Here is a 13113-nt window from a genome sequence, read left to right on the forward strand (position 1 = left end):
CCTGTTTGAAGACATAAAAAAAGGCCCCTAGAGGAGCCTCGTTCAGCGCATGGGTGCTTTCGCCGGATGGTTACACCATCCTGCCCATGCGCCGTCCCACCACGATAAGTACGTTAAGATTTTTCATGGGCCGGAGTGTTAGCCACAAAAGCCCCAGCCGTCAACGCATATTGCATGAAAAATCACCGTCGCCTTCTTTTATTACCGGAAAGCGCGTCTGCGCGAAATTTTCGAACGCAAGCGATACACCTGTTGTTAAGCATAATCTTTTATACCGGGAAGGCAGATGCTGCCGGAACCACCGCGATCATCCGCATGTACCGGGAAAAAATGTGAGTAACGACACGTTTCATAACGCGTCCCGCATGGGCGAAAACGAACGGCGATCCGGCGAGCAGCCGGCGAACCGCATGCTCGGCCGTGTCATCGCCTGCGACGGCGCCCGCGCCACCATTGTTACGGAAACCGAACCGGGCACCACAGACGTATCGCAGCTCTGGTCCGTCGGACGCCTGATCTCCATTGAAATGGGCACGAGCCGCGTAGCCGCGCTTGTCTTTGCCATGCGCACCGGCGAAGAATACTGGGCGCCAGACAAGCCGAACAGGCTGCTGATCGACGTTGAACTCGTGGGCGAGGTTTATCGTACCGAAGATGGCAGCGAACGCTTTTCCACCGGCATCTCCCGTTATCCCTATCTCGGCGCGGTCGCGCATCGTATCCGTGCGAGCGACCTCTCCAGGATTTACGACGGCGGCAAGCGCGACGCCTGCGTCATCGGCAGGCTGACGCAGGACGATACGATCAATGCCGCCATCAATATTCCGCAGATGCTGGCCAAACATTTCGCCGTTGTCGGTTCGACCGGTGTGGGCAAGACCACTGCGGTCTCCCTGCTTTTGAACAAGGCAATCGAGACCGACCCGAAACTGCGTGTCCTCATTCTTGATCCGCACAACGAATTCGCCGCCGCCTTCCCAGATCATTCCGTCGTCATCGACACCGATACGCTGGACCTTCCCTTCTGGTTGATGCGCCTTGAGGAGTTCGCGGAAGTTGTGTTCCGCGGCCGCAAACCCGTGCCGGAGGAAATGGATGTTCTGCGGGATCTGATTCCCGAGGCGAAAAAAGCGTTTCGCGGAACCGAAGGTTCGGCCGTTCGCCGCACCTCCGACAAGAGCGCGATCACACCGGACACGCCGGTTCCCTACCGCATCGCCGATCTTCTCGCCCTCATTGACGAGCGCATCGGGCGGCTGGAGGGGCGTGGCGAAAAACCGGCGCTGCGCACGCTGAAAGGCCGCATTCTTTCGGCCATCAACGACACGCGCTATAATTTCATGTTCTCCAGCAATACGATCAGCGACACGATTCTGGAAACGGTGGCGCATATTTTCCGCATTCCCGGGGAAGGCAAACCGATTTCGGTATTCCAACTGTCGGGTATCCCGTCCGAAGTGGTAAACTCGGTGGTTTCCGTTCTTTGCCGTATGTCCTTCGAACTGGCGGTGCTGGCGCGCGGTTCGCTGCATATGCTCGTGGTGTGCGAGGAAGCACACCGTTATGTTCCCGCCGACCCCGAGCGCGGCTTTTTCCCCACCCGGCAATCCATCGCCCAGATTGCCAAGGAAGGCCGGAAATACGGCATTTCGCTGGGCATCATCACCCAGAGACCCAGTGAGCTGGATCAGACAATCCTGTCGCAATGTTCGACTGTTTTCGCCATGCGGCTGTCGAACGAGATCGACCAGAAGATCATTCTCTCGGCTGTGCCGAACGCATCGGCCTCAACCACAAGCTTTCTTTCCTCCATCGGCAATGGCGAAGCCATCGCCTTCGGCGAGGCAGTCGGGGTGCCAATGCGCATGCGTTTCGACCGGGTGCCCACCATCAAATTGCCCAAGGCGAGCGGCACGATCAGCCACGCCAGCCAGGAAACGCCCGATACCGTTGACCTGAACGCCATCGTCACCCGCATGCGCGCCGCAAGCAGACCGGTTATCACAGGCTTTCAGCAGAGCGTGGAAGCGGCCTTTTCAGATCCGGCGGAACCGACCGCGCGGCCTCTCGATGCCGCCGATATCGATCCCTGGAAGCGGGAGTTGGGCGCGGCCGTAAGCGAGGAATACGAACCCTACCGCCCGGACATGCTACCTGGGCGCGCCCTGCCTGCATCACAAAATCCGGTAGGCACCGACACCGCCTCCAGCGCCGTCAACGAGTTGCGCAAAGCCGGTTTCCAGATGCAGGCGCAGAATGGTCCCCAGGGTGATACACGTCCGTCGCTGCGTGAAAGCCTGCTCAAGAAACCGCTCGGCAGTCTCTACAGGAAAGATTGAGTTCCTTCACGGCTGAATACGCATCCAGTCTTCATCCATCTGGTTGCGGAACCATGTCATCTGCCGTTTGGCGTATTGTCGGGTTGCAGCGGCCGATCTTTCAACTACATCCGCCGTGCTCATGCGCCCGGCCAGCATTTCAGCGATCTGGCCAACGCCAATCGCCTTCATGACGGTGGCATCGGCCGGAAGATCGAGGGCGAGAAGCGCCTGTACCTCCTCCACCGCACCGCTATGCATCATGGCTTCGAAACGCCGGTTGATACGCGCATGCAATACCGGCCTCTCCGGCAGGACCACGAGTTTTTGCGCCCGGTCCGGATCAACGATCATCGGGCCACGGGCAAGCTGAAAAGCCCTGATGGACTTCCCGGTCGCTTCAAGCACCTCCAGCGCGCGGACAATACGCTGGCCGTCTCCCGGCTGGAGCATGTCGGCCATGACGGGATCGCGCCGGACAAGCTCGGCGTAAAGGATGGCTGCGCCTTCTTCGATCAACCGGGCCCGCATCGGCTCACGGATCGTGTCCGGAATGGCAGGCATGTCGGAAAGCCCGCCTGTCAGCGCCTTGAAGTAAAGCCCCGTGCCGCCGACGATGACGGGGAAACGCCCCTGCCCGCGCAGATCGGCAAGCACGGCGGAGATGTCCCGCAGCCATTCGCCCGTGGAGTGGAGGCTGCTCGCCGGCACGTGACCGTAGAGGAGATGCGGCACCCCCTCCATCTCGTCTTCGGACGGTCGGGCGGTCAACACGCGCAGCGTGTCGTAAACCTGCATGCTGTCGGCATTGATGACGACACCGTCCCGCTCCACAGCCAGACGAAGCGCAAGCGCGGACTTGCCGCTAGCCGTCGGGCCGGTTATCAGGATCGCATCAAAATTCTCATCAAGGTTTTTCATCATGGCTCTGGTTGCCACGCTTATCGCCAATCCGTCAAATCCTGTTCTGACACCGGCCCTCGGCGAAGCGGCCGCGAAGGCCGTGAACGCATCGGGCCTCTACTGGCTGGCGGACGGGATTGCCTGCGATATCGCACTGCCCTCCGGCACCGCAATAGAGCAGGCACACAGGGCTATCGCTGACACCCTCGCCGGCCAGCCGATCGATATCGTAATCCAGGAGCAGGACCAGCGTCGCAAGAAACTCCTGATCGCAGACATGGATTCGACCATGATCGGTCAGGAATGCATCGATGAGCTGGCAGCTGAAGTCGGGCTGAAGGACAAGGTCTCCGCCATCACCGCACGCGCCATGAACGGCGAAATCGCCTTTGAACCGGCACTGCGGGAGCGCGTCGCGTTGCTGAAAGGACTGCCGGTTGCTGTCATCGATGACGTCATCGAAAAGCGCATCACGCTGACCCCGGGTGGCAAGGAACTCATCGCCACCATGAAGGCGAAAGGCTATTACACGGCCCTCGTGTCAGGCGGTTTCACCGTCTTCACCAGCCGTGTCGCCGCGGTGCTCGGTTTTGACGAGAACCGCGCCAATCTGCTTGGTGAGGCAAATGGCGAGCTTGATGGCACCGTTGCCGAACCCATCCTCGGAAAACAGGCCAAGGTGGATGCGTTGAATGATATTGCTGCCAAACTCGGCATTTCTCCAGATGAGGCGATGGCGGTTGGCGATGGAGCCAATGATCTGGGCATGCTGCATGTGGCGGGCGCGGGCGTGGCCCTGCACGCCAAGCCGGCCGTGGCGGCCGAAGCGCAGATGCGCATCGACCATGGCGACCTGACGGCGCTTCTTTATATTCAGGGTTATCGAAAGACGGACTTTGTCACCCCATGATCATTCGCGAGACTCCAAGACTTATTCTGCGGGAGTGGAAGGAGAGCGACCGAGACCTTTTCCGTGAAATCAATGCCGACGAGAAGGTCATGGAATTTTTCCCCTTCCGCCGCAGCCATCAGGAAGCGGACGCGGTTCTCGAAACCATCAATGGCATGATCCGCGGCAGTGGTTATGGCTTCTATGCGATGGAGCAGCGGGAAACAGGCGAATCCATGGGATTTTGCGGTATTTCGCCCGTCCTTAATCTCGACCCGCCCTTCCCGGTCGGCACCATGGAGATCGGCTGGCGGCTCGCCACCCGTTTCTGGGGACATGGCTATGTCACCGAAGCGGCGCAGTCGCTGCTCGTGATGGCCTTTGACGAAAAGGAGACGCCGGAAATCGTCTCCTTCGCTGTCTGGAACAACCACCGTTCGACCGCCGTGATGGAGCGAATCGGGCTGAAACGTGATCCCTTGCGGGATTTCGACCATCCCCGCGTGCCCGCGGAGACGCATCCCCATCTGCGTCCGCACGTCACCTATGCGCTGACGCTGGAGCAATGGCGGGCGCGTTGACGTCGTGACCCGCCGGTCCGGAATTATTTCACCGCGGCGTTGCCACCATCGGCAAAAAGCGCCGCGCCAGCGACAAAACTCGCCATCGGGCTGGCGAGGAAAAGCGCTGCCTGCGCTATTTCCTCGGGTTGGGCGATGCGTTTCATCGCATGCAGGCCGGCGGCCCAGTCCTTTTGTGCCTGATCCCCTGCCATCGGCGTGTCCACACCCCCGGGCAACAACGCATTGGCGCGAACGCCGCGGGCGGCATAATCGGCGGTAATACCCTTCACCAGCCCCATCAGCGCGGCCTTCGCAGCGCCATAAGCCGACATGCCCGGTATGCCGACACTGGTGCCGACGAAACTTGAGGTAAAGACGATGGAACCGCCGCCGCGCCTCAGCATCAGCGGAATCTGATGGCGCGCACCAAGAAAGGCGGAAGTCAGGTTGACGTTAAGCACGTAATCCCATTCGTCAGGCGAAATTTCCGCCAGCGGCTTGGCGGCACCCACGCCGCCTGCATTGTTGACGGCGATATCGAGACCACCAAAAACGTCGGTGGCCGCCTCGGCCAAACGGGAATGGGTTTCCGCAACGCCAGCGTCGCCGGCAACCGTGTGCACATGTCCGCCCGCCTCACGAATCTCGGCGGCAACCTCGTCCAGCGCCTTTTCGCCGCGCGCATTGATGACGACGGCGGCGCCATGAGCGGCAAACAGGCGCGCCGTCGCGCGGCCGATGCCGGATGACGCGCCGATGATGATGGCGACTTTGTTTTCAAGTAATTTCATAGCCTTGGTCTCCGTTCGGTGGAGGCCAAGGCTTAAAGAGCCGGCAGCATCGGAACCACCCGATTCCTGCCCGACCGTGCGGAAAGCGTTATTCCAGCGGCAGCGCCACCACGCGCAGATTGCCCTGCGCATCGGCCACCATCATGTGGGCGTTCTTGCGGCCTTCCGATTTCAGACCATTCACCCGCACCAGCACGTCGCCCGGAACCTCCATGAAGTCCTGTCCGACTTCCACAATCACATCGCCTGCCTTCATGCCCTTCTGTTCTGCGGACGAACCCGGATCGACACTTGCGACCAGCACGCCTTCAACGCTCTCGGCAATGCCCTTTTCCGTCCGCAACTCATTGCTGAGCACAACGAGATTCATGCCAAGCACGCTCTGGGGCGCTTCACGCACCTCCGGAGTCTGATCCTGGGCCTGATCGTCGCCGCCATCATTGTCTTCCGGCGCGATCACACCGCTGTCGCCGTCGTCAGTCTGCTGGTCGTCAGTCGAAGCTTTCTCATCCGTGGTATCCTGCAGCTGGCCCAGCTTGACCTTGACGGTCTCTTCCTTTCCGTCGCGCAGGATGACGACATCAAATTCCTTGCCAACCGGGCTTTCCGCCACGATCCGCAGAAGGTCGCGCATCTCGTGAATATCCTTGCCATCGAATTTCAGCACGACGTCACCAGCCTGGATCGGACCGTTTTCCACCGGGCCGCCCTTGGCGACCCCGGAAATCAGCGCGCCCTTGGCGCTGTCCATGCCGAGGCTCGCGGCCACATCGTCCGTGACCGGCTGGACACGAACACCCAGCCAGCCGCGGCGGGTCTCTCCGAATTCGATCAGTTGCTGAACGATGTTCTGTGCAAGCTCCGTCGGCACGGCGAAACCGATACCGATCGAACCACCGCTCGGCGAAATGATCGCCGTATTGATGCCAATCACCTCGCCCTTCATGTTGAAGAGCGGGCCACCGGAGTTACCCTTGTTGATGGCCGCATCCGTCTGGATGAAATTGTCATAAGGGCCGGCATTGATATTGCGGCCGCGCGCTGAAATGACGCCAACGGTCAACGATCCGCCAAGCCCGAAGGGGTTACCGACCGCCATTACCCAGTCGCCAATGCGCATGCTGCGCGAATCGCCAAATTTGACCGCCTTCAGCGGCGTTTTTGGCTCCACCTTCAGAACGGAAAGATCGGTCTTGGTATCGGTGCCGACAAGCGTCGCCTTGAGCTTCGAGCCATTCGGGAAAATCACCTCGATGGCATCGGCACCCTCGATGACGTGGTTGTTGGTGACGACATAACCGGCGGGATCGATCACAAAACCGGACCCGAGGGAATTGACCTTTTCACCGCCTTCCGGCTTCTGGCTGTCGAAATAATCCTTGAAGAACTCCTGGAAGGGCGAACCTTCCGGCAGACGTGGCGGAACCGGCCCCTTGCCATCTGTCTTGACGTTCTGCGACGTGGAAATATTCACCACCGCATCCAGCAGCGGCTCGGCAAGATCGGCAACAGATTCCGGCCCGTGGCTTTGCGCGCCCGCCGGAAGCGGCACCGCAAGGCTGCCCGCAACAAGCGCTATTACCGCGACTGCGGAAATACTGCTGCGAAAAGGCGAAAGAAGGGTCACGGCCATATGCGTCCTCGCGTTTCAAATCGTCTTGCCCTGCATATATCGTCAAAGCATAAGGCGGAATGATGAAGTGTAAAAATACCTTTTCGTGAACAGGCGGGGGACGCCTTGCCCTTAGCCACAGCATTGGCACGAAACCCCACCAAAAAGAAAGGGCCGGTAAAAACCGGCCCCTCCAAATTCATTTTATCCGCTATCAGTTCGCCGGCGCAGGTGCGGGCGCGGCCGGAGAGGCAGGGGCCGCACCGTCGATATTGTTGAAATAACGGAAGAAGGTAGAGTCCGGCGACAGAACCAGCGTCGTGCCATTGCCGTTCAGTGCGTTGGCATAGGCCGACATGGAGCGATAGAACTCGAAGAAGTTCGGATCACGCTGGAAAGCCTCGCCGAACACCTTGTTACGCTCCGCATCGCCTTCACCGCGCAGAACTTCGGACTGGCGGCGAGCGTCGGATTCCAGTTCCACAACCTGACGGTCGGCGATAGCGCGGCGGCGCTGCGCTTCTTCGTTACCACGGGCGCGGATCAGTTCCGCTTCCGCCAGACGCTCCGACTTCATGCGTTCGAAGGTCTGCTGGGAGACTTCCTGCGTCAGGTCGGTACGGCGGATGCGGACATCGACGATGCTGATGCCGAGCGATTCCGCATCGGGACGCAGATCGTCACGCACTTCCTGCATCATCGACGCACGTGCATCGGACAGCGCCGATTCGAAGCCGCGCAGACCGTAAACCCGGCGCAGCGATGCGTCGAGACGGGTGCGCAGGCGCGATTCTGCCGACATCTGGTCACCGGAGACCGTCTGCCGGAAGCGGCGCGCATCCGTAATACGGTACACCACGAAGGCATCGACCTCGTAGAACTTGCCGCCGGAAACCTGAACACGGATATTATCGTGGTCGAAACGCAAGGCGCGGTTCTCGATATATTGCACGCGGTCAGCATCCATGAAGGCGAAGGGCAGCTTGAAATAGAGGCCCGGCGCTGTTTTCACGTCCTGGATTTCACCGAAGCGGACGACGATGGCCTGCTGGCGCTCGTTGACCACGAAGATCGACGAATAACCGAGAAAAAGCAGGACGGCGAGACCGACGAGAACGGCTGTAAGACGGTTACCCATATCAGTTGCCTCCCTGCGGTGCTGCGCCCGGATTGTTGCGCATGATCTCGTTCAGAGGCAGATAAGGCACCACGCCCTGTTTTTCATCGATGATGATCTTGTTGGATCCCTTCAGGACCTGTTCCATCGTTTCCAGGAACATGCGCTGACGGGTCACGTCAGGCGCGGTGCGATACTGGTCATAGATGGAGACAAAGCGCTGCGCCTCACCCTGCGCCTCGTTGACGACGCGCGACTTGTAGGCGTTCGCCTCTTCGAGGATCTGCGCGGCCTGACCGCGAGCGGCGCCGAGCTTCTGGTTGGCGTATTGATTGGCTTCCTGAACGAAGCGGTCTTCGTCCTGCTCGGCACGCTGCACTTCATCAAACGCGTCGGCCACTTCACGCGGCGGCGCCGCATCTTCGATGGCCACGGCATTGATGGAAATGCCGGCGCCATAACCGTCCATGGTGGACTGGATGATGGTACGCACATCCGCCGCAATCGCCTGACGGTTATCGCGGAAGATATCCTGCGCCGGACGACGGCCGACGACTTCGCGCATGGCGCTTTCGGAAACCTGCTGCAGCGTCTCGGCCGGGCTGTCGACGTTGAAGAGATAGGATTTCGGATCGGAAACCGTATAGAGCACCGAGAACTGAACATTCACGATGTTCTGGTCGCCGGTGAGCATCACGCCGCTCGACGAGGACGACGAGGCCCGCGAACCGATATTCTGCTGCTGCTCGGTGACCTTGACGATTTCAACCGTCTCGATCGGCCACAGATGGAAATGCAGACCGGGCATCGAGATTTCGTCCTTCGGACGGCCGAAACGCAGCTCCACGCCGCGCTCGTCCGGCTGGACGGTGTAGATGGACTGGATGCCGAGGAAAACCAGCACGACGAGAACCACGATGGCAACTGCGCCGCCATTGAAACCGCCGGGCAGCACATTTTTGAAACGGTCCTGGCTGCGCCGGATGATCTCTTCCAGATCGGGCGGACCGCCATTGCCGCCGCCACCGCCGCGAGGCCGGTTGGGCCCCTGCCCCCACGGGCCGCCACCGCCGCCCTGGTTGTTTCCTCCACCGCCGCCGCCCCATGGGCCGCCGCCGCCATTCTGATTGCTCCAGGGCATCAATACCTCTTTGTAAAAGCCTCTCCCGGTTCCGTTCGAAAGCGATTGCTCGCGTGCGGCGGGAATATCGACCCGTTATAGGAAGGAGAAGCGTTCGTTTCAACGCAGAGGTGGTAACTAAATACCCAATCTGGGTAAATAGTTCACTTTGCCGCGGCTCTCCGCATATACGTGGTAAACAGAACGGGATAATTGTCCTTTTCCCCAGCGGGAGCCGGGATTTCCTCGGTTTTCTCAAAAACGACGGGATCGATCTCCGGGAAAAAAGTGTCGCCATCGAGCTTTACCGCGACGTGGGTGACGGAAAGTTGATCGGCGAAGGGCATGGCCTGACGGTAGATCTCTCCACCACCGGCTACGAAGACCTCATCCACGCGGAGTTCCGCAGCCTTGCTTTTGGCGAGCTTCAAGGCCTCCTCCAGTGAGGAGACGACATCGACACCCTGCGGCCGGTAATCGGCATTACGACTGACGATGATATGCGGGCGGCCGGGCAACGGACGCTCGCCGACGGATAAAAACGTCTTGCGGCCCATGATGAGCGGCTTGCCCATCGTCATCGCCTTGAAGCGCTTGAGGTCGGTGGAAAGCTTCCACGGCATGTCGAGGTCACGGCCGATGACGCCGTTCTCGGACACTGCGACGATGATGATGATACGCGGCTCGGTCATACCGCGATCGGTGCCTTGATGCTTGAATCGGCCTCGTAGTTTTCCAGCGTAAAGTCTTCGAACTTAAAGCCGAAAAGGTCCTTAACATCAGGATTGAGGCGCATCGTCGGCAAGGCCTTCGGCGTGCGAGTCATCTGCAGCCGCGCCTGTTCGAAATGGTTGGCATAGATATGCGCATCACCGAGCGTGTGGACGAAATCGCCCGGTTTCAGACCAACCACCTGCGCGACCATCAGCGTCAAAAGAGCATAGGACGCGATGTTGAACGGCACGCCGAGGAAAATATCGGCGGAACGCTGGTAAAGCTGGCAGGAGAGCTTTCCGTCAGCAACATAGAACTGGAACAGGCAGTGGCAGGGCGGCAGCGCCATCTCGTCCACCAGCGCCGGGTTCCAGGCGGAGACAATATGACGGCGCGAGTTCGGGTTGGTTTTCAGGCCCTCGATCAGAAGCGCGATCTGGTCGATGTGGCGTCCGTCCGGCGCGGGCCAGGACCGCCACTGTGCGCCATAGACCGGGCCTAGATCGCCGTTCTCATCGGCCCATTCATCCCAGATGGAAACGCCGTTTTCCTTGAGATAGGCGATATTGGTATCGCCGTTCAGGAACCACAGGAGTTCATGGATAATGGACCGCAGATGCAGCTTCTTGGTGGTGAGGACGGGAAACCCCTCTGCAAGGTCGAAACGCATCTGGTAACCGAACACCGAGCGCGTGCCGGTGCCGGTGCGGTCTCCGCGGTCGGAGCCGGTTTCCATCACATGCCGGAGAAGATCGAGATATTGTTTCATGCGTTCTGCCGCCGATTCCCTGATATCAGGCAGATATAATAGCACAGGGCGGCAGAACCAATCACCGGGGAAACGCTTATCCCCGTTTTTCCGGGAAAATCAGAGCGACTGAAGCTTTCCGAGTTCCTTGGCGACCAGGTAATAAAAGGTCACGCGCGATTTTGAGCGGTCGGCGGCCATGGCTTTCGCAACGGCATCGATTGCCTTGTCGGCGCTGTCATCGGTGACACCGAGCTTCTTGCCGCACCAGCTAGCCTTCACACGTGCAAGCTCTTCCGGATCGGACGCGGACACCAGCGAGGAATCCCGGTTGCGCAGGGCAATGCCGAGATGTTTGACGATCTTGCCGACAACGGCTTCGTCGGCTGCTGCATCGTATTTCTTCACATCTGCGAGATAGTCAGTCATGTCCACTCCTTCGTGTGTCCCCGGCCCGGTGTTGCTTCTAATGACCGGTTGCAGGGAGAATGAGACAGCAATCCCTCGTCGTCAAGAATTGTCTAAATTGCCGGCGTCAAACACGAAACCTTTTCATCGAATTGTCATCTCCCCCCTTTTCTCAGCCGGTCGAAACGCCTATATGAGCCTTGCCGGGGCAACCCGGCTATGGCGATAAACGGTCGGTGTAATAAACCTATTGGACCCGGGGGCGGTACCCGGCGCCTCCACCAAAAACCGGCGGCTTTAAGATGAAAGGCCGGCTTTTGATGGGGGCGAAATAGGATCGACAAGGGTGTAAAGATCGAACTTTTGCTCGGCATGATACCGCCGTTATCGGGTCACAAGTGTAGTTGCAAACGACAACAACGCTAAGGAATACGCTCTCGCTGCCTAATGGCGGTGCGGGAATTCCGCTCTAAAGCCCTCACGGTTAGCCCCGTGAGGCGGGGTTCGGAGGTACCTGGCAACAGAAACCTCCACCTTCTCCATTTTGCCTGAATTGGTTATATGATAGCTGACTTGCGGACAGCATCGGCTTTTCCATTGCTGCCGTTCGGGACATTGCGTATACTTGAGCAAAGCGTAACCATCCGGATCGGAATTGATCCCGGCTCAAGGATTACGCAGAGATTCAAAGTGTTACAGCGTCCTTGGTACCCAAGGCGCGCCGTGCATGAAAAAGACGTTCGAATAAGGGAAAGACAGGACCGCATGGGGCAGGATCATATCCGTTACGACATTCTCGCACAGGATGCCCTTCGCGGCGTTATTCGTAAGGTATTGGGCGAAGTGGCCGCCACCGGCCGTCTGCCCGGCGACCACCATTTCTTCATTACCTTCTTGACCGGTGCACCCGGTGTGCGGATTTCGCAGCACCTCAAGGCGAAATATGCCGAGCAGATGACCATTGTCATCCAGCATCAATTCTGGGACCTGAAGGTCACCGAAACCGGCTTCGAAATCGGTCTCTCCTTCTCCGATACACCGGAAAAGCTCGTCATTCCCTATAATGCCATCCGCGGTTTCTACGATCCTTCCGTGAATTTCGAACTTGAGTTCGATGTCCCCCTGGCGGACGAGGAAGAAGCGGAAGACGCGGAAATCACCGCATATCCGGTGTCGCACGAGGCGAAGCCAGCTTCCGCTTCCGAAACGCCCAAGGCCGGCGAGGAAAAGAAGGAAGGCTCCGTCGTCTCGCTGGATGCTTTCCGCAAGAAGCAATAACGCCTGCCTGAGCGCGAAACCCGAGGAGACGTATCCGCATGGCCGCCGATATCGTCAATCTGCGCCAGTTCCGGAAGCAGAAAGCCCGCAGCGAAAAAGAAAAACAGGCGGAGCAGAACCGCCTGTCCTTCGGACGCACCAAAGCCGAAAAGAACCTCACATCAGCCCTGAATGAAAAGGCCGAAAAGGCACTTGACCAGGGCCGGCTCGAAAACGACGCTCACGAGCCCCGGAAGGACTGAGACCGACCTGCCTAGGGACAGACAGAGCCAGCAAATCGGAAAAGAATCGTAAAACAGGGGCTTGCCGGCAAAACATGATTCAGATTTCCAGCCAAAGACCGATCTGATGATCCGCAAGCATTCCACGACGTTGCACGGCCACCGGACCAGTATTTCGCTTGAGGACGCCTTTTGGGATGAGTTAAAAATCATCGCGGAAAGACGCAAGATCAGCTTCGCAGCCCTGCTGGCCGAAATCGATGACAACCGCCCCTCCGACAGCAATCTGTCTTCGTCGCTACGCGTTTATGTGCTGAACTGGCTCAAGACCCGATAAATTCACGACGGAGTCACCCGGCGACGCCAGCCCCGCAATTTATGTTTGCCGACTACAAAACATTCCCGCCGAAAACTGGTAACGCTGCGAAAGT

Annotated in this window: 14 protein-coding genes and 1 other RNA gene; 7 read left to right on the top strand and 8 right to left on the bottom strand. The window is 59.1% G+C overall.

All coding sequences use genetic code 11. The features are described from left to right. Positions 1-332 precede the first annotated feature (332 nt). Positions 333-2339, top strand: a complete 2007-nt coding sequence (locus EGT36_RS01420; protein ID WP_125269971.1) for an ATP-binding protein — start codon at positions 333-335, stop codon at positions 2337-2339. 6 nt (positions 2340-2345) lie between these two features. On the opposite strand, the gene miaA is transcribed toward EGT36_RS01420, so the two are convergent. Next, on the bottom strand, positions 2346-3242 hold the full coding sequence (gene miaA / locus EGT36_RS01425) for a tRNA (adenosine(37)-N6)-dimethylallyltransferase MiaA (protein ID WP_037089925.1): 897 nt from the start codon (positions 3240-3242) through the stop codon (positions 2346-2348). Here miaA and serB point away from each other — a divergent pair. After that, entirely contained in the window at positions 3241-4131 is an 891-nt protein-coding gene (gene serB / locus EGT36_RS01430) for a phosphoserine phosphatase SerB (RefSeq protein ID WP_037089924.1), read from the top strand. The two genes, miaA and serB, sit on opposite strands and share 2 nt — an antisense overlap. After that, positions 4128-4691, top strand: a complete 564-nt coding sequence (locus tag EGT36_RS01435; RefSeq protein WP_037089922.1) for a GNAT family N-acetyltransferase — start codon at positions 4128-4130, stop codon at positions 4689-4691. The genes serB and EGT36_RS01435 overlap by 4 nt, the downstream gene beginning before the upstream one ends. Positions 4692-4714: 23 nt before the next feature. Here EGT36_RS01435 and EGT36_RS01440 read toward each other — a convergent pair whose 3' ends face one another. The 7 genes from EGT36_RS01440 to EGT36_RS01470 all read right to left on the bottom strand — a co-directional run bounded on the left by EGT36_RS01440 (position 4715) and on the right by EGT36_RS01470 (position 11204). Beyond that, positions 4715-5464 carry an SDR family oxidoreductase gene (locus EGT36_RS01440; RefSeq protein WP_037089919.1) on the bottom strand — a complete coding sequence of 250 codons (750 nt, stop codon included), beginning with the start codon at positions 5462-5464 and terminating at the stop codon, positions 4715-4717. An 88-nt stretch (positions 5465-5552) separates the two neighbouring features. Further along, positions 5553-7097, bottom strand: a complete 1545-nt coding sequence (locus EGT36_RS01445) for a Do family serine endopeptidase (protein ID WP_125269972.1) — start codon at positions 7095-7097, stop codon at positions 5553-5555. A gap of 193 nt (positions 7098-7290) precedes the next feature. Next, entirely contained in the window at positions 7291-8214 is a 924-nt protein-coding gene (gene hflC / locus EGT36_RS01450) for a protease modulator HflC (RefSeq protein WP_004442736.1), read from the bottom strand. A 1-nt stretch (position 8215) separates the two neighbouring features. Next, a complete protein-coding gene (gene hflK, locus EGT36_RS01455; protein WP_004442737.1) occupies positions 8216-9334 on the bottom strand; it encodes an FtsH protease activity modulator HflK in 1119 nt (372 codons plus the stop codon). Positions 9335-9477: 143 nt separating this feature from the next. Continuing rightward, on the bottom strand, positions 9478-10005 hold the full coding sequence (locus EGT36_RS01460) for a dihydrofolate reductase (RefSeq protein ID WP_004442738.1): 528 nt from the start codon (positions 10003-10005) through the stop codon (positions 9478-9480). Next, positions 10002-10796, bottom strand: a complete 795-nt coding sequence (locus EGT36_RS01465; RefSeq protein WP_004442739.1) for a thymidylate synthase — start codon at positions 10794-10796, stop codon at positions 10002-10004. Before EGT36_RS01465 ends, EGT36_RS01460 begins: the two co-directional genes overlap by 4 nt. Before the next feature lie 99 nt (positions 10797-10895). Continuing rightward, complete coding sequence (locus EGT36_RS01470) at positions 10896-11204, bottom strand: DUF2853 family protein (protein ID WP_004442740.1); 309 nt, start codon at positions 11202-11204, stop codon at positions 10896-10898. 142 nt (positions 11205-11346) lie between these two features. Here EGT36_RS01470 and ssrA point away from each other — a divergent pair. From ssrA to EGT36_RS01490, 4 genes are all read left to right on the top strand, one after another. Further along, positions 11347-11718, top strand: a transfer-messenger RNA (tmRNA) gene (ssrA, locus tag EGT36_RS01475). 230 nt (positions 11719-11948) lie between these two features. After that, entirely contained in the window at positions 11949-12461 is a 513-nt protein-coding gene (locus EGT36_RS01480; protein ID WP_004442741.1) for an SspB family protein, read from the top strand. A gap of 38 nt (positions 12462-12499) precedes the next feature. Further along, the gene (locus tag EGT36_RS01485) at positions 12500-12703 is read left to right on the top strand and encodes a DUF4169 family protein (protein ID WP_035209709.1); all 204 of its coding nucleotides are present in this window, start codon (positions 12500-12502) and stop codon (positions 12701-12703) included. A gap of 106 nt (positions 12704-12809) precedes the next feature. Then, a complete protein-coding gene (locus EGT36_RS01490; RefSeq protein ID WP_035209777.1) occupies positions 12810-13019 on the top strand; it encodes a ribbon-helix-helix domain-containing protein in 210 nt (69 codons plus the stop codon). Positions 13020-13113 lie beyond the last annotated feature (94 nt).

It is taken from the genome of Agrobacterium sp. FDAARGOS_525 (assembly GCF_003938925.1).
GTDB lineage: Bacteria > Pseudomonadota > Alphaproteobacteria > Rhizobiales > Rhizobiaceae > Agrobacterium > Agrobacterium pusense.